Below are 16,125 nucleotides of genomic sequence, written 5' to 3'. Positions count from 1 at the left end.
TAAAATAAAAATGGGATTAGTTAAAACCGAAAAATTTTCAGATTCACAAAATCAAATTGCTCTATTTGCAAAAGCTTTTGGGCATCCTGCAAGAGTTGCAATCATTCAGCATTTATTTAAAATTAATACTTGCGTTTGTGGTGATTTAGTGGAAGAAATAGGTTTGGCACAACCTACAATCTCTCAGCATTTAAAAGAATTAAAAAAATTAGGTTTAATTCAGGGTACTATTGAAGGTACAAGTGTTTGTTATTGTATTGACACAGACAATTGGACTGCAATGAAAACCATATTAAACGGATTTTTGGACAACGATTTAAACAGTAATACTTGTTGCTAATACCAATACATTAATCATAATAAAAACACAAATTATGACATTATCAGAAATTAAAACACACTTATCAAAATTAGACACTATTTCATTTACATTACCTGATGGTAGCTTAGTACCAAGTCACTTTCATGTCACGGAAGTGGGACTAGTTACCAAAAATTTTATAGACTGTGGTGGTACAGAAAGACAAGAAAAAAAGGTAAATTTTCAGTTATGGAATGCAGATGATTATGATCATAGATTACATCCTGAAAAATTGGTTAATATCATTCAATTATCTGAAAACATTTTTAATCTAGAAGGTTTAGATATTGAAGTAGAATTTCAAGGCGAACAAACAATTCAAAAATTCGGAATAGAGTTTCAAGACAATACATTTAAGTTAACGTCATTAGTAACAGACTGTTTAGCTAAAGACAAATGTGGTATACCTGAGCCAAAACAAAAATTACAATTTTCTGAAATACAAGCAGGTAACTCTTGTGCGCCTGGATCTGGATGTTGTTAAACTACACAAGTAAATAAACCATTTAAAAAAGTAGGCTTGACACTGTTACATCTGGAGCTTACAAGCCAGTATAATGCCTAATAACATAGCTAGTTTAAAATTGCACACAAATAATAATTTTAGACAAATTGGCTACAAAGAAAAAATAGAACAATTAAATGGTGTTAGGCTTGATAACATCATATTGTAAAGACGAAATAAAATTATTGGTATCTAAAATTCATTTAAAATGAACACAAAAATCAAAGATTATATAAGCACGTTAACTATTGAAACTATAACAGATCAACGTAAAACTGTTTTACAACCGTTAATAGATTTTATTAAAGATAAAAAAGCGACTAAACAACCCATAAACATTAATTTTATTTGTACACACAACTCAAGACGTAGTCATTTATCTCAAATTTGGGCACAAGTCATGGCAGACTATTTTAAGATTAACCAAGTGGCTTGTTATTCTGGAGGTACAGAAGCGACAGCATTGTTTCCTAAAGTAGCAGATACATTGGCTAAAACAGGCTTTGATATTAAAATAATTGCCGAAAGCAACAATCCTGTTTACAGTATTAAATTTGATGATAATAGCCTGCCAATTATAGGATTTTCTAAAACATATGACGATACATTTAATCCAACCTCTAATTTTGCTGCAATAATGACGTGCTCTCAAGCAGATGGTGGCTGTCCATTTATTGCTGGAGCAGAAAAACGCATACCAATTACATTTGAAGATCCTAAAGCATACGATAATACAGAGTTACAAGATGAAAAATATCTAGAGCGATCTACACAAATTGCTACTGAAATGAAATATATTTTCAACAAAGCAATCGCCTAAAACATATTATTTATATAAATCTACATTAGCATCCTAAAATAGCTTCTTACAAGCTAATTTAGGATGTTTTTTTATATCAAAAATTCACCTCACAAATTGAAGGTCACACAAAGTCTTGTTAAATTTTGTTTAACCATATTAAAATATCGTTAAACATTTTGTATCTTTATACCATCAAATTTTACATGATGGCAAAAAAAAAGACAATTAGCTCAAACGACATTATCTCATTTTACATGGATTACGTCCTTGAACACAATCATAAACCTAAAAGTATTTATGCTTTTGCAAAGCAAAATAATTTTGACGAAGCTAAGTTTTATGAACACTTTGGTAATTTTGAAGCTATTGAAAAAGGTATCTTTCAAGCCTTTTTTGATAATACACACAAAGCGCTTGAAGCAAGCGAGGACTATGCTAATTTTGAGCCAAGAAATAAACTATTAAGCTTCTACTTCACTTTTTTTGAAAACCTAACAGCCAACAGAAGTTATGTGATTTATGCTTTACATCAACATAAAAACAGCTTAAAAAATTATAAAATATTATCAGGTCTAAAAACAAGTTTCACACATTACATTAAAGATTTAGATATAGAATTAATTGATGTTAAACAAGAGCAATTAAATAAAATACAAGACAAAGGTTTAACCGAAACTGCTTGGCTTCAATTGCTATTAACTTTAAAGTTTTGGATGGATGACACTTCTGCTTCATTTGAAAAAACAGACATATTTATAGAAAAATCTGTTAACACAAGCTTTGATGTATTAAACATTGCTCCTTTAAAAAGTTTAATTGACTTCGGGAAATTCATTTTTAAAGAAAAGGTAAAAACAAGTTAATTATAACACTCATAATTAGAGTGTGTTGTAGGATACTATTTTAAGTATCGACCCATTTAAATTTAAAACTATTGAAAACAATAGACAAAATACCAACATCAAAAATATCTAGAGCGACCAAGCTGGTAACTACAGGTGCAAAAGTTGGTGTTAATTATATAAAATATTATGGTGACAAAATCACCAAAACTGAAGCTGAAGCTAAAGATAGACTCAACAAAAATAATGCTGAAGACATTTATGATAGTTTAAAACAGCTTAAAGGAAGTGCATTAAAAGTTGCTCAAATGCTAAGCATGGAAAAAAGCATTTTACCACAAGCTTACGTGGAGAAGTTTTCTTTAGCACAATTTTCTGTTCCGCCATTATCAGCTCCTTTAGTTAGCAAAACATTTAAAAAGTATTTCGGGAAACTACCAAGCCAAATTTACGACACTTTTAATCTTAATTCTGTAAATGCAGCCAGTATTGGCCAAGTGCATTTAGCCGAAAAGGATGGGAAAAAACTTGCTGTGAAAATTCAATATCCAGGTGTTGCAGATAGCATTGCTACAGATTTGGCTTTGGTAAAACCTATTGCTATTAAAATGTTTAATATTAAAGGTAAAGACTCGGATAAATACTTTCAAGAAGTTGAAAATAAATTAGTTGAAGAAACCAATTACATTCTAGAAGTTCAACAAAGTAAAGCAATTGTAGAGGCTTGCAAGCACATACCTAATCTTAAATTCCCTGAGTATTATGAAGATTTATCTTCAGAAAGAATCATCACAATGGATTGGATGGAAGGTGAGCATTTATCAGAATTTACTGCCTACAATACAGATCAAAACAAAGCCAATATTTTGGGGCAAGCCCTTTGGGACTTTTACATGTATCAAATGCATGTTATTAAAAAAGTACATGCAGATCCTCATCCTGGAAACTTTTTGGTGTCTAAATCAGGCGATTTAATTGCTTTAGATTTTGGTTGCATGAAAACTGTTCCGGAAGAGTTTTACGTTCCTTATTTTGAACTTGCTAAGCCAAATGTTATTAACAACAAAACGTTGTTTACAGACACAATGTACGAATTAGAAATATTAAGAAAAGACGATTCTGAAGAAGAACTAGCGTTTTTCTCGGCAATGTTTCATGAGTTATTAAGCTTGTTCACTAAACCATTTCATGAAGAAACTTTTGATTTTTCTGATCCAGAATTTTTCAATGCTATTTCAGAAATGGGACAACGCTACAGTAAAAGTACTGAACTTAAAAAAATGAACGGAAACAGAGGGTCTAAGCATTTCATTTATATAAACAGAACCTTTTTTGGATTGTACAATTTAATGTTTGATTTAAAAGCAAAAGACATAAAAATTAACAATTTCAAAAATCTTTAAATGGCATATTTTAGCAGACAAGACATCGATAACCTTGAGCATTTATTTAAAATAAATTTAATAAATAGCTGCTCAGGGTTTAAAAGCGCTAATTTAATTGGTACAAAATCTGCAGATGGTCAAGAAAATGTAGCAGTTTTTAGTTCTGTAACACATGTTGGCAGCAATCCACCTTTGCTTGGTTTTTTTTGTAGACCAACAACTGTAACTAGAAATACCTATGATAATATTAAAACGACTGGTAAATACACAATAAACCCTATCCAGTTAAATAATTTTGAAGATGCGCATCATACCTCAGCTAAATATGATAGTACTATTTCTGAATTTGATGTAACCAATTTACAAGCAGAATATAAAGATGATTGTCCTGCTCCTTTTGTAAAGAATTCACCTTTACAACTTGATATGAGTTTTGTTGAAGACTACATTATTAAAGCAAATAATACCATACTTGTTATAGGTAAAATAAACGGAGTGTATATTAAGGATAATCTATTGGAAGATGATGGTTTTGTAAACTTATCTAAAGCCAATATTGCTGCAATTAATGGTTTAGATGGTTATGCCATACCAAAACTTGAAAAACGTTTAGAATACCAAAGACCAAAAAAGAAAGAAAAACTATAGAAAGACACAACGTCAGTTCTAGTAATTTTTAAAGAATAAAAAATTACATCAAGAACAACAAACCATATAAAATTAAAACCATGAGAATATTAGTAACAGGAGCAACAGGCTACATTGGTAAGCGCATTATTCCGTTACTACTAGAGCAAGGTCACACTGTTGTTTGTGCAGTAAGAGGAAAATTAAGAACCGAACGTCAATATCCTGAAGAAGACAATCTTCATATTGTTGAGGCTGATTTCTTAAAACCAGAAACACTTACTAATATTCCTAAAGATATTGATGCAGCTTATTATTTGATACATTCTATGTCAAATTCTGTAGATCAGTTTCATAAAATGGAAGAAGATTGTGCTGTAAATTTCAAAAATTATATTGAAACGACTAATGTTAAACAAGTTATTTACCTAAGCGGAATTACAAACGACACTAAACTATCTAAACATTTATTATCTAGAAAAAATGTCGAAACTACTTTACAATCCAAGCATTATGCTTTAACCGTTTTTAAAGCAGGTATAATTGTTGGATCTGGTAGCGCTAGTTTTGAAATTATTAGAGATTTAGTCGAAAAACTACCTATAATGATTGCTCCAAAATGGCTAAACACAAAAACACAACCTATTGGTGTCAGAGATGTATTAGCATTTTTAACTAAAGGTTTAGGTAAAACCGAATTATATAACACCTCTCACGATATTTTTGGACCAGAAGTCATGACTTATAAGCAAATGCTACTACAATTTGCTGAAGCTAGAAAGCTTAAACGTTACATATTAACGGTTCCAATAATGACACCAAAATTATCTAGTTATTGGTTATATTTCGTAACCTCAACATCATACAAACTAGCATCATCATTGGTAAATAGTATGGGAATAGAAATAATTGGTCAAAAAAGTAATATCAATTCTATTTTAGATATTCAACCAGTAAGCTACAAAAAAGCCATAAAATATGCTTTTGCTAAAATTGAAGGTAATGAGATTATCTCAAGCTGGAAAGATGCACTAATTAATAGTCGATTTAAAAAACGAGCTTCAACTAAATACCTTAAAGTACCAAAACATGGTTGCTTTAAAGACATCAAAGAGCAAAAGGTCCTTGACGAGCAACGTACTCTGGAAAAAATTTGGGCTATTGGTGGAGAAAACGGTTGGTATTATGGTACATTTTTATGGAAAATTAGAGGCTTTTTAGACAAACTTGTTGGTGGTATTGGTTTACGTCGTGGACGTACTAATAAAACAGATATTAAAACTGGTGATGCATTAGATTTTTGGCGAGTATTATTAGCAGATAAAGACCAAAAAAGGTTAATCCTTTTTGCCGAAATGAAATTACCTGGAGAAGCTTGGTTAGAGTTTCAAGTTGCAAAAGGTAAAGTCTACCAACGTGCCACATTTAGACCTCGTGGATTAGCAGGAAGATTGTATTGGTATAGTGTTTTACCGTTTCATGGTTTTATTTTTAAAGGTATGATTAACAAAATAGCTAATGCCTAAAGGAGTAAAAAAACAACATTTACCATCTAAAAACTGTATAACCTGTGGGCTTCCATTTAGTTGGAGAAAAAAATGGGAAAAGAATTGGGAGAACGTAAAATATTGTAGTCAAAAATGCAGAACAAACAAGACAAAACCAGTCTAATTTGGTTTAAAAATAATTTAAGAACTCACGATAACATTTCGGTAACAAAAGCTTTAAATAATAGCGAAACTGTACTGGCAATTTATTGTTTTGATCCAAGAGATTTTGCAACTACAACTTATGGTTTTAAAAAAACAGAGCGTTTTAGAGCTCAGTTTTTAATTGAAACCGTAAAAGATTTAAAAATACAATTAGACAAATTAAATATTCCTTTATTCGTTTACACGGAAACTCCAGAACGTGCCATTTCAAATTTAATTAAAGACTATCCTATTACTGATTTTTATTATCAGAAAGAATGGACTTCAGAAGAAGTTTCGGTTATAAACCAAGTCAAAGGGTCTTGTCCAAAATCGGTAACTTTTAATGATGATTTTGATCAATTTTTATTTCATCCAGAGGATATTCCGTTTCAAACGGAAGCTTTGCCAAATGTTTTTACACAATTTAGAAAACAGTGCGAAAAACATTGTAAGGTCAGACCTATAACTGAGGTAATTTCAGCGAAAGCGAAAAATACAAACATTACCAACAACACTACTATTCCTGATTTAAACGATTTAGGATTGGAGTCCATTACATCACAACCTAACAATGCATTTCCGTTTAAAGGAGGACAAACCGAAGCGTTAAAGCGTTTAAATAATTATTTTTTTAAAACTAAAAAATTAGGCTTTTATAAAAAAACGCGAAACGGATTGATTGGTACAGATTTTAGTAGCAAATTTTCGCCTTGGTTAGCTAATGGAAGTTTATCTGCTAAGCAAATTTATTTTGAAGTCATGCGCTTTGAGCAACTTCATTTTAAAAATCAATCGACGTATTGGTTAATTTTTGAACTGATTTGGCGTGACTATTTTAAATACGTCTCTTTAAAACATGGCAACCATATATTTAAATTAGAAGGCATATTACAAAAACAATACTCTTGGTCTTCTAACTCAAGTAAAATACAACAATGGATTGATGGCAATACACCAGAACCTTTTGTAAATGCCAATATGATTGAACTTAAAAAAACAGGTTGGATGAGTAATCGTGGTCGTCAAAATGTGGCTAGCTATTTTGCTAAATCTTTACAACTGGATTGGCGCATTGGAGCTAGTTATTTTGAAAGTTTACTTATAGATTATGATGTACACAGCAACTACGGAAATTGGATATACGTAGCAGGTGTTGGTAACGATCCTAGAGATCGTGTTTTTAATGTCAAGCTTCAAGCCCAACGTTACGATGCCAATGGAAAATACCAACGCTTATGGTTACAAGATACTCTGTTTTAGTTATTGTATTTTACTCAAGCTGTAATCATTAATTAACACACACTTACCATTTGAAAACACTAAGACTAATACTTGGCGACCAACTTAACAGCAAACACAGTTGGTATAAAGATAATCCTGACAACATCACGTATTGTTTATTTGAAATGCGTCAAGAAACCGACTACGTTAAACACCACATCCAAAAAGTAATTGGCTTTTTTGCTGCCATGCGTGATTTTGCAAACCACTTAAAAAACAGTGGGTTTGAAGTGATATATTTTAAGCTTGACGATAAAAACAATACGCAAGATTTAACAAGTAATCTTAACTACTTAATAAAACAACATAGCATTACAAACTTTGAGTATCAATTACCAGATGAGTATCGTTTGGATCAACAATTATCAAATTTCAGTAACTCATTAGACATTAAAACTAAATCGGTTTCAACAGAGCATTTTTATACCAAACGTCATGATTTAAAACAGTTTTTTAAAGGTAAAAAACAATACTTAATGGAAAACTTTTATCGTGACATGCGTAAAAAACACGATATACTAATGGTTGCAGACCAACCTGAAGGTGGCAAATGGAATTACGATAAAAGTAACCGTAATAAATGGAAAGGAGAGCATCCTATACCAAGTTATAAATATTATAAAAATAAGGTAAACGATATCGTTACTTTGCTAAACAAGCAAGAGGTTAAAACCATTGGTAAATTTGAAACAAAAACGTTTAGCTATCCTATAAACCGAGAACAAGCCTTAGACCAATTAAAATATTTCTGCGAAGAACTATTGATTCATTTTGGCGACTACCAAGATGCTATGCACACTGACCAAGTCTATTTATTTCACTCTAGATTATCGTTTGCAATTAACCTTAAAATAATTTCTCCTAAAAACGTAGTCGATACTGTATTAAATTATTGGCGCAAACATGGTCAAGACATAGCAATTAGCCAAGTAGAAGGTTTTATTAGACAAATTATTGGTTGGAGAGAATATATGCGTGGCATGTATTGGGCTTTAATGCCAGAATACAAAACACTTAACCATCTAGAAAACACTAATACTTTACCAGCTTTTTTCTGGACAGGAAATACAAAAATGAATTGCCTAAAACAAGCCATAACCAATAGTTTAGATAATGGTTACGCACACCATATCCAACGGTTAATGGTAACAGGTAATTTTGCTTTACTAGCGCAAATTAATCCTGATGATGTTGACGCATGGTATTTGGGTATCTATGTAGATGCTGTAGAGTGGGTTCAATTACCAAACACAAGAGGAATGAGTCAGTTTGCTGATGGCGGAAAAATAGCTACCAAACCTTACGTCTCTAGCGGAAGCTATATTAATAAAATGAGTAATTATTGTGACTCTTGTTATTATAATAAAAAAGAAAAATTAGGCGACAAAGCCTGTCCTTTTAATAGTTTGTATTGGAATTTTCTTGACGATAAACGCCCACAATTGGACAATAATTTCAGGATGAAAATGATGTACAGTCTATTAGATAAAATGGATGCAAAACAAGTAAGTGCAATTAAACAAAAAGCACAACAAATTATTGAAAATCCTGATAGTTTTTAAAAATCATCTCGATACAATTTTTAGAGAAAAACAAAAAATCACGCGATGTGACGATTACGTAAAAGAATAGATAATAACAGAATTAGAAAGATAAAATAGACACGCAACATCACTTCGAGTGATTTGTGAGGTTCGAGCAAATTGTATCGAGAAGTAATAAAGAGAAATCAATAAAAATGAAACAAAACCTAAGCATAGTATGGCTAAAACGCGACCTTAGACTACAAGATAACGAAGCCATTACTAATGCTTTAAACTCAGGTCAGCACACGCTCCTACTCTATGTTTTCGAGGATTTTTTATTGCAAGACAAACATTATAGTAAACGTCACTGGGATTTTGTAAAACAGTCTTTACAGGATTTAAACACACAGTTACAACCCTATAATTCTAAAATTTTAGTAGTTAACAGCTCAATAATTAGCTTACTTAAACATCTACAAAACCATTTCACAGTTACTCAAATCTTTTCTCATAAAGAAACTGGTATTTTATCAACCTTTAATCGTGATATCGCTTTCGCGGAATTTCTAGCCAAAAATAATATTACTTGGACAGAAAACGACAATAATGGCGTACAACGTGGACTAACTAATAGGCACAATTGGTACGAGCAATGGAATGATTTTATGATGCAAGCCGAGTTTCAGTTTCAACCGAAACCTAGCCAGCTACTAACCATCAATCAAATTGAAACACTAGAAATCAAACTAAACACTGTTTCCGTGACAACGAAATATTCAAAAATATTTCAAAAAGGAGGCACAACAACAGGATTAAAATACATGAAATCGTTTTATAATGGTCGTTACCATAATTACATGTATCATATCTCAAAACCCTTAGATGCCAGAACAGGTTGCAGTCGGTTATCACCTTACATAGCTTGGGGTAATTTATCTATTAAACAAGTTATAAATGGTGCATCAGACGTTGTAAAACACAAAACACACAAAAGACACTTAAACGCATTTGTATCTAGACTACGTTGGCAAGCACACTTTATACAAAAGTTTGAAATGGAACATCAAATGGAGTTTAAAAGTGTAAACAAAGGCTATCATAAACTTAACAAACCCGTTAATTTAAAACATCAAGAAGCCTGGAAAACTGGACAAACAGGTTTTCCGTTAGTAGATGCTTGCATGCGATGTTTACAAGAAACTGGCTATTTAAATTTTAGAATGCGTGCTTTAGTAGTTTCATTTTTCACACATAACTTATGGCAACCTTGGCAAGACATGAGCGAACATTTAGCAAGTCTATTCTTAGATTTTGAACCAGGCATACATTATCCACAAATACAAATGCAAGCTGGCGAAACTGGTATAAATATGTTACGTATTTATAATCCGTTAAAAAACAGCTTGGAGCATGATCCTGAAGGTTTGTTTATTAAACAATGGGTACCCGAATTAGCAAATTTGGACACTGCGTTTGTACATGACCCAAGTACAATGACATATTTTGATCAGCAACTAACAGATTTTCAATTAGGAAGAGATTATCCTTTTCCAATAGTAAACGAAAAACAAACAAGAAAATTTGCTAGTGATACACTTTGGAACATGAAAGACAATACTTTAGTAAAAAAAGAAAGTAAACGCATACTATTACGACATACTCTTAACGACCGTAAACGCCTAATACCTAACAATAAGTAACTGTTATAATTGTATAAACAAATAATATGTTAATTTTTGTTTAACTAATTAGAATAAAGGTTAAACATTTTATATATTTGATATATATAAAAATTAACATTACATTAATTGCTTTTAAACACAACACATAACAATAAAGATAACAACAAGTTAATAGATAATTTAGTTGGTAAGCCATTTTCATTTTTACAAATAATAAAATTGAAAGGTATTGGATCTAAAAGAATGATTGTGGACGATGTCAGTCCAAATATGGCATCAATTTTGAATACAGTTAGTGATACTAATTATGGTAATATAGAGTTAAGACCAAAAGGTATTTTAATACATATTACCAAAGGATTAAAAAATTTTACTTGGGCAATTCCGTATTATAAATTAGTAGTTTACAAGACCAACGGATCTAGTATACATTCAAATGGAAAATTTATTCATTTCAGAAATAACAAAACTTTTAGAGAAAATAAGAAGTTTTTTAATAAATTGATGAATGAAAAGGTGAAATTTGACGAACAATACAATTTTTCGCCATTTTAAATGAAAAAAGAATTTACAATAGAAGAAACCGACAGAATAATTGAAATGGCTTGGGAAGACCGTACTACTTTTGATGCTATCAAGTTTCAATTTGGTTTAAAAGAACAAGACGTTATTGAATTAATGCGTCGTGAAATGAAATTGAGCAGCTTTAAAATGTGGAGACAACGCGTACAAGGTAGAAGCACAAAACATAGTAAAAAAAGACCTTTTGAAGAGGGTCGTTTTAAATGCTCTAGACAAAAACAGATTACACATAACAAAATATCTAAACGTTAGATAAATAAACAACCTGCTTTGATTTGGCATGTTAAACCAAATACAGCAATTAAAAAGACAAAATGAACAAACAAAACACAGTAGTAGATCATGACAAATACAGCCTTAATGGTTTTGATCATGAAGATATAGGTGACGATCACCTTTACACTGGACTTGAAACACCAATGAAAGCAGATGCTTTTAAGCTTTCGGACAGTGATAAAAAAGAAAGAATTGCTATTCTCTTTGAAGAAATAATGGATGTTTTGGGACTAGATTTAACAGATGATTCGCTAAAAGGAACACCAAAACGAGTTGCCAAAATGTATGTTGATGAAATATTTTCTGGATTAAACCCTCAAAATAGACCAAAAATTGCGTTATTTGACAACAAATACCAATACAATCAAATGTTGGTGGAGAAAAATATCACTTTCTACTCCAACTGCGAGCATCACTTTGTACCCATTATAGGTAAAGCTCACGTAGCTTATATTTCTTCAGGAAAAGTTATAGGCTTATCAAAATTAAACAGAATTGTACAGTATTATGCTAAGCGTCCTCAGGTACAAGAACGGTTAACAAATCAAATAGCAGAAGACCTAAAAGCAACATTAAATACAGAAGATGTTGCGGTAATTATTGATGCCAAACACTTATGTGTATCGTCACGAGGTATTAAAGATGAATCTTCTGCAACAGTGACGACGTTTTATGGTGGACAATTTAATACACCAGAAAAAATAGCCGAATTACAAAATTATTTAAAAGAGTAGCATTATGAGTATCGTAGAAAAAGCAATCGAATTTTCAGAAAGAAAGCACAAATTTATCACTACTAGCGATCGTATTCTTGCATCAAGAGAAGCTAAGGATTTAATCCTTGGAGTAAATGAACTTTACAAAGAAAACAAAGATCCTAAGTTAATGGATATTATGAAAGATTTAACCGCTATCAAACAAAAAATTGAAAAGCGTTTAAAAGGAAGACCATCTGCTGCATAAGTTGTAGATAACTATTAAATTACATATTAAGTGGTATTATTTAATAAGAGCAATCTTATTAATACCACTTTTTTTATACCTAATTTTAAAAAAAAGCTATGAAACATTTAGTCATTATTGGTGGTAGTAAAGGCATAGGAAAAGCCATTACTAACACTTTTTTAGAGACTCACAAAGTCACCAACATTAGTCGTACTGCTCCAGATTTTAGTCATAAAAACTTAGCACATCACTCTTGCGATATTTTAACAGATGATTTACCTGAGATTGATCAAGTAGACACGTTAATTTATTGTCCAGGAAGCATAAACTTGAAACCTATTGGTCGTTTAAAACTAGATGATTTTAGAGCGGATTTTGAAATTAATGTTATTGGTGCTGTCAAAGCAATTCAAAAATATGTCGACCCTTTAAAAAAAGGTCAAAACCCATCTGTAGTATTATTTAGTACTGTGGCTTCAAAATTAGGGATGCCTTTTCATGCTAGTGTTGCTGCTTCTAAAAGTGCTGTTGAAGGTTTAGTAAAATCAGTAGGTGCAGAATTAGCGCCAACAGTAAGGATTAATGCTATTGCACCAACAGTGACAGATACTGATTTAGCATCAAAACTACTTCGTAATGATAAAATGATTGAAAACATGAAGGAAAGACATCCGCTTAAAAAGTTTTTAAATCCACAGGAGGTAGCAGATATGGCTCAGTTTTTAACTTCAGAAAAATCAGCTTCAATATCAGGACAAATATTTGAAATGGATTGTGGGATAGTAAGCTTTAAAATATAGTTATTTATGAATCCTTTAAAAGCATTTGCTGCTACCTTATTTAGCAAAAATTCAGTAACTATAGACTATAACAATCTACCTAGTATTTACGATATTAAAATCAATAACCTACAAGGCAAAGCTATAGATTTGAACCAGTTTAAAAACAAGTATATTTTATTTGTAAATGTTGCTTCAAAGTGTGGTTTTACGCCACAATATAAAGACTTGCAAAACCTTTACGACCTGCACAAAGACAAGTTACAAATTATTGGTGTTCCTTGTAACCAATTTGGAAGCCAAGAACCTGGAACTGCCGATACTATTGAGTCATTTTGTCAAGTAAATTATGGTGTTTCTTTTTTAATAACAGAAAAGATAGCAGTAAAAGGTAGACAACAACATCCTTTATACAGTTGGTTAACTAAAAAGGAAAAAAATGGAAAAAAGAGCTCTACAGTTAAATGGAACTTTCAAAAGTATTTAGTAAGCCCTGAAGGACAATGGTTGGACTACTACTACTCTACTACAAAACCAAATAGTTCTAAGATAACTAAGTATCTAAAATGAAAATATTTAAAGCCTTAGTATTATTTTTAATTATCAACTTTAGTGGATTAGCTATTGGCAGTTGGTTAATGGGTAATGGTCCATTAACAGATTGGTATATTAATTTAAACCAAGCACCTTGGACACCTCCAGGTTGGGTGTTTGGTGTAGCTTGGACGTTAATAATGATCTGTTTTTCGGTATATCTTGCGTATTTATTCAACACTAAAAAAACTAATTTACCAATACTGTTATTTGTAATTCAATTTATACTTAATGTTAGCTGGAATTACGTATTTTTTAATCAGCATATGGTTTTGGTTGGGTTAATAATCATAAGTTTACTTACAGTGCTTATATTTTTCTTCTTTTTCAATTATAAGAAAGATTTAAAAAAACGAAGCTATTTACTTTTACCATACATGATTTGGATGCTAATTGCAACTTCTCTTAATGCCTATATTCTTATAAATAATTAAACAGTAGTATCATGAAAATTTACAGATTACATAAAAAACAGAATTTACCAATTACAAAAGCTCAAGCTTGGGATTTTTTATCTGATCCTAAAAATTTAAAAGCAATTACTCCTGATTACATGAGTTTTGATATCTTATCTGGTGCAGATAGACCAATGTTTGCTGGACAAATTATACAATACATTGTTACACCTGTTTTAGGCATTAAAACAAAATGGGTTACTGAAATAACACACATAAAAGAAGGCGAGTATTTTGTAGACGAGCAACGCTTTGGACCATATGCACTATGGCATCATAAACATTTTATTAAAGAAATTGATGGTGGTGTAGAAATGGAAGACATTATAGACTACAAAATTCCGTTAGGCATTTTAGGCCAATTGGCACATCCTATTTTGGTTAAACCAAAATTAGAAGAGATTTTTAAATATAGAACAGAAAAATTAGAACAACTTTTTGGTAAATATTAATACATGGCAACTACAGTAAATATTTTTTGGTTTAGACGCGATTTAAGATTGGATGATAATGTTGGTTTTTTTAATGCTTTAAAATCAGACCTTCCTGTATTGCCTATTTTTATTTTTGATAAAAATATTTTAGAGCAATTACCTGAGGATGATGCTAGAGTCAATTTTATTTTTGATACTCTACAAACCATGCGTAATACATTGCAAAGTGAACATAATAGTAGTTTAGCAATATATTATGATACACCAGAAGACGCTTTTAAAACCATAATGGAACAGTTTACGATTGACACTGTTTTTACTAATCATGACTATGAACCTTATGCGACTAAAAGAGACAAAAACATAAAACAATTATTAGATAAAAATAACATTAGCTTTAAAACGTATAAAGATCAAGTCATTTTTGAAAAGGATGAGGTCGTTAAAAAAGACGGAAAACCTTATGTGGTTTATACACCATACATGCGGTTATGGAAAGAAACTTTTAAATCTCATGATTTAACTATTTATTATACCAATAGTCATTTAGATAATTTAATTGAGCATACAAGACTACCAAATCTGACGTTAAGTGACATTGGTTTTAAAAGCGCATCACAAAACATTGAGGATTACAATGTAACACCAACATTAATCCAAGAATATGAAGACAAACGTAATTTTCCTGCTAAAGATGCGACCTCTAAACTAGGACCTCATTTACGTTTCGGGACTGTAAGTGTACGTAAAATGGTTAAAAAAGCTATTGCTGAAGACAATGAAATTTTTTGGCAAGAATTAATTTGGAGAGAATTTTTTATGCAAATACTTTGGCATTTCCCAGACACTCATAAAGATGCTTTTAAAGCTAAATATGATAGAATCGAATGGAGAAATAATGAAACCGAATTTAAAGCTTGGTGTAAAGGTGAAACAGGCTACCCTTTAGTTGATGCTGGTATGCGACAACTTAATCAAACCGGTTTTATGCACAATCGTGTACGTATGTTGGTTGGAAGTTTTTTATGTAAACACCTATTAATTGATTGGCGTTGGGGAGAAGCTTATTTTGCCGAAAAACTTCATGATTATGACATGTCCAGTAATGTTGGAAACTGGCAATGGGTTGCTGGGTCTGGTGTTGATGCCTCTCCTTATTTCAGAATATTTAATCCTACAACACAAATTGACAAATTTGACAAACAACATGAATATATTAAACAATGGGTTCCGGATTATCAAGAGTTAACTTACCCCAAACCTATAGTAGATCATAAAGAAGCTAGAGAACGCTGCTTAAAGGTTTATAAAGAAGCTGTTGCTTAACAATATTAAAGAGGAAGTAAAATTCCTCT

General features: G+C 31.3%; 20 protein-coding genes. All 20 read left to right on the top strand.

The annotated features are described in order from the left end of the window. The first annotated feature begins 10 nt into the window (after positions 1-10). The 20 genes from JAO71_RS08770 to JAO71_RS08675 all read left to right on the top strand — a co-directional run bounded on the left by JAO71_RS08770 (position 11) and on the right by JAO71_RS08675 (position 16,096). Positions 11-340: an ArsR/SmtB family transcription factor gene (locus JAO71_RS08770; RefSeq protein ID WP_054850669.1), complete on the top strand. Its 330-nt coding sequence runs from the start codon at positions 11-13 to the stop codon at positions 338-340. A gap of 34 nt (positions 341-374) precedes the next feature. Beyond that, positions 375-845 (top strand): DUF6428 family protein, encoded by a 471-nt coding sequence (locus JAO71_RS08765; RefSeq protein ID WP_116824469.1) that lies wholly within the window; start codon positions 375-377, stop codon positions 843-845. A gap of 229 nt (positions 846-1,074) precedes the next feature. Next, positions 1,075-1,686 (top strand): arsenate-mycothiol transferase ArsC, encoded by a 612-nt coding sequence (locus JAO71_RS08760; RefSeq protein ID WP_116824468.1) that lies wholly within the window; start codon positions 1,075-1,077, stop codon positions 1,684-1,686. Positions 1,687-1,874: 188 nt separating this feature from the next. After that, complete coding sequence (locus JAO71_RS08755) at positions 1,875-2,531, top strand: TetR family transcriptional regulator C-terminal domain-containing protein (protein ID WP_116824467.1); 657 nt, start codon at positions 1,875-1,877, stop codon at positions 2,529-2,531. A 71-nt stretch (positions 2,532-2,602) separates the two neighbouring features. Beyond that, positions 2,603-3,913 carry an ABC1 kinase family protein gene (locus JAO71_RS08750; RefSeq protein ID WP_028291368.1) on the top strand — a complete coding sequence of 437 codons (1,311 nt, stop codon included), beginning with the start codon at positions 2,603-2,605 and terminating at the stop codon, positions 3,911-3,913. Next, positions 3,914-4,543, top strand: a complete 630-nt coding sequence (locus JAO71_RS08745; RefSeq protein ID WP_203000300.1) for a flavin reductase family protein — start codon at positions 3,914-3,916, stop codon at positions 4,541-4,543. Positions 4,544-4,623: 80 nt separating this feature from the next. Further along, positions 4,624-6,048: an SDR family oxidoreductase gene (locus JAO71_RS08740; protein WP_203000290.1), complete on the top strand. Its 1,425-nt coding sequence runs from the start codon at positions 4,624-4,626 to the stop codon at positions 6,046-6,048. Further along, positions 6,041-6,193 carry a DUF2256 domain-containing protein gene (locus tag JAO71_RS08735; protein ID WP_082395967.1) on the top strand — a complete coding sequence of 51 codons (153 nt, stop codon included), beginning with the start codon at positions 6,041-6,043 and terminating at the stop codon, positions 6,191-6,193. The genes JAO71_RS08740 and JAO71_RS08735 overlap by 8 nt, the downstream gene beginning before the upstream one ends. Then, complete coding sequence (locus JAO71_RS08730; RefSeq protein ID WP_203000288.1) at positions 6,163-7,476, top strand: DASH family cryptochrome; 1,314 nt, start codon at positions 6,163-6,165, stop codon at positions 7,474-7,476. The genes JAO71_RS08735 and JAO71_RS08730 overlap by 31 nt, the downstream gene beginning before the upstream one ends. A 50-nt stretch (positions 7,477-7,526) precedes the next feature. After that, the gene (locus JAO71_RS08725) at positions 7,527-9,059 is read left to right on the top strand and encodes a cryptochrome/photolyase family protein (RefSeq protein WP_203000279.1); all 1,533 of its coding nucleotides are present in this window, start codon (positions 7,527-7,529) and stop codon (positions 9,057-9,059) included. A 176-nt stretch (positions 9,060-9,235) separates the two neighbouring features. Beyond that, positions 9,236-10,723, top strand: coding sequence for a cryptochrome/deoxyribodipyrimidine photo-lyase family protein (locus tag JAO71_RS08720; RefSeq protein WP_203000277.1), 1,488 nt, complete (start codon positions 9,236-9,238; stop codon positions 10,721-10,723). A 108-nt stretch (positions 10,724-10,831) separates the two neighbouring features. Beyond that, entirely contained in the window at positions 10,832-11,260 is a 429-nt protein-coding gene (locus JAO71_RS08715) for a hypothetical protein (protein WP_116824462.1), read from the top strand. Beyond that, the gene (locus JAO71_RS08710) at positions 11,261-11,539 is read left to right on the top strand and encodes a TIGR03643 family protein (RefSeq protein WP_028291361.1); all 279 of its coding nucleotides are present in this window, start codon (positions 11,261-11,263) and stop codon (positions 11,537-11,539) included. Between the two features lie 62 nt (positions 11,540-11,601). Then, positions 11,602-12,297 (top strand): GTP cyclohydrolase I FolE, encoded by a 696-nt coding sequence (gene folE, locus JAO71_RS08705; protein WP_028291360.1) that lies wholly within the window; start codon positions 11,602-11,604, stop codon positions 12,295-12,297. Between the two features lie 4 nt (positions 12,298-12,301). Continuing rightward, the gene (locus JAO71_RS08700) at positions 12,302-12,526 is read left to right on the top strand and encodes a hypothetical protein (RefSeq protein ID WP_028291359.1); all 225 of its coding nucleotides are present in this window, start codon (positions 12,302-12,304) and stop codon (positions 12,524-12,526) included. Between the two features lie 98 nt (positions 12,527-12,624). After that, positions 12,625-13,308 carry an SDR family NAD(P)-dependent oxidoreductase gene (locus JAO71_RS08695; protein WP_203000275.1) on the top strand — a complete coding sequence of 228 codons (684 nt, stop codon included), beginning with the start codon at positions 12,625-12,627 and terminating at the stop codon, positions 13,306-13,308. A gap of 6 nt (positions 13,309-13,314) precedes the next feature. Continuing rightward, complete coding sequence (locus JAO71_RS08690) at positions 13,315-13,857, top strand: glutathione peroxidase (RefSeq protein WP_116824460.1); 543 nt, start codon at positions 13,315-13,317, stop codon at positions 13,855-13,857. Further along, positions 13,854-14,315: a TspO/MBR family protein gene (locus JAO71_RS08685; RefSeq protein WP_054850657.1), complete on the top strand. Its 462-nt coding sequence runs from the start codon at positions 13,854-13,856 to the stop codon at positions 14,313-14,315. Before JAO71_RS08690 ends, JAO71_RS08685 begins: the two co-directional genes overlap by 4 nt. Positions 14,316-14,326: 11 nt before the next feature. Continuing rightward, a complete protein-coding gene (locus tag JAO71_RS08680; protein ID WP_028291355.1) occupies positions 14,327-14,788 on the top strand; it encodes an SRPBCC family protein in 462 nt (153 codons plus the stop codon). 3 nt (positions 14,789-14,791) lie between these two features. After that, positions 14,792-16,096: a cryptochrome/photolyase family protein gene (locus JAO71_RS08675; protein WP_203000273.1), complete on the top strand. Its 1,305-nt coding sequence runs from the start codon at positions 14,792-14,794 to the stop codon at positions 16,094-16,096. The last annotated feature ends 29 nt before the right edge of the window (positions 16,097-16,125 follow it).

This window comes from Olleya sediminilitoris (genome assembly GCF_016785945.1).
Lineage (GTDB): Bacteria > Bacteroidota > Bacteroidia > Flavobacteriales > Flavobacteriaceae > Olleya > Olleya sediminilitoris.
Note: the sequence above shows the minus strand (reverse complement) of the source record. Positions and strands in the feature narration are given on the sequence as shown.

What these genes read in the sequence shown, in the direction of transcription:
- JAO71_RS08675 (WP_203000273.1), top strand. Translation starts at nt 14,792, where the DNA reads ATGGCAACTACAGTAAATATTTTTTGGTTTAGACGCGATTTAAGATTG.
- JAO71_RS08720 (WP_203000277.1), top strand. Translation starts at nt 9,236, where the DNA reads ATGAAACAAAACCTAAGCATAGTATGGCTAAAACGCGACCTTAGACTA.
- JAO71_RS08690 (WP_116824460.1), top strand. Translation starts at nt 13,315, where the DNA reads ATGAATCCTTTAAAAGCATTTGCTGCTACCTTATTTAGCAAAAATTCA.
- folE (WP_028291360.1), top strand. Translation starts at nt 11,602, where the DNA reads ATGAACAAACAAAACACAGTAGTAGATCATGACAAATACAGCCTTAAT.
- JAO71_RS08685 (WP_054850657.1), top strand. Translation starts at nt 13,854, where the DNA reads ATGAAAATATTTAAAGCCTTAGTATTATTTTTAATTATCAACTTTAGT.
- JAO71_RS08695 (WP_203000275.1), top strand. Translation starts at nt 12,625, where the DNA reads ATGAAACATTTAGTCATTATTGGTGGTAGTAAAGGCATAGGAAAAGCC.
- JAO71_RS08735 (WP_082395967.1), top strand. Translation starts at nt 6,041, where the DNA reads ATGCCTAAAGGAGTAAAAAAACAACATTTACCATCTAAAAACTGTATA.
- JAO71_RS08765 (WP_116824469.1), top strand. Translation starts at nt 375, where the DNA reads ATGACATTATCAGAAATTAAAACACACTTATCAAAATTAGACACTATT.
- JAO71_RS08740 (WP_203000290.1), top strand. Translation starts at nt 4,624, where the DNA reads ATGAGAATATTAGTAACAGGAGCAACAGGCTACATTGGTAAGCGCATT.
- JAO71_RS08745 (WP_203000300.1), top strand. Translation starts at nt 3,914, where the DNA reads ATGGCATATTTTAGCAGACAAGACATCGATAACCTTGAGCATTTATTT.
- JAO71_RS08760 (WP_116824468.1), top strand. Translation starts at nt 1,075, where the DNA reads ATGAACACAAAAATCAAAGATTATATAAGCACGTTAACTATTGAAACT.
- JAO71_RS08680 (WP_028291355.1), top strand. Translation starts at nt 14,327, where the DNA reads ATGAAAATTTACAGATTACATAAAAAACAGAATTTACCAATTACAAAA.
- JAO71_RS08700 (WP_028291359.1), top strand. Translation starts at nt 12,302, where the DNA reads ATGAGTATCGTAGAAAAAGCAATCGAATTTTCAGAAAGAAAGCACAAA.
- JAO71_RS08710 (WP_028291361.1), top strand. Translation starts at nt 11,261, where the DNA reads ATGAAAAAAGAATTTACAATAGAAGAAACCGACAGAATAATTGAAATG.
- JAO71_RS08755 (WP_116824467.1), top strand. Translation starts at nt 1,875, where the DNA reads ATGGCAAAAAAAAAGACAATTAGCTCAAACGACATTATCTCATTTTAC.
- JAO71_RS08770 (WP_054850669.1), top strand. Translation starts at nt 11, where the DNA reads ATGGGATTAGTTAAAACCGAAAAATTTTCAGATTCACAAAATCAAATT.
- JAO71_RS08730 (WP_203000288.1), top strand. Translation starts at nt 6,163, where the DNA reads ATGCAGAACAAACAAGACAAAACCAGTCTAATTTGGTTTAAAAATAAT.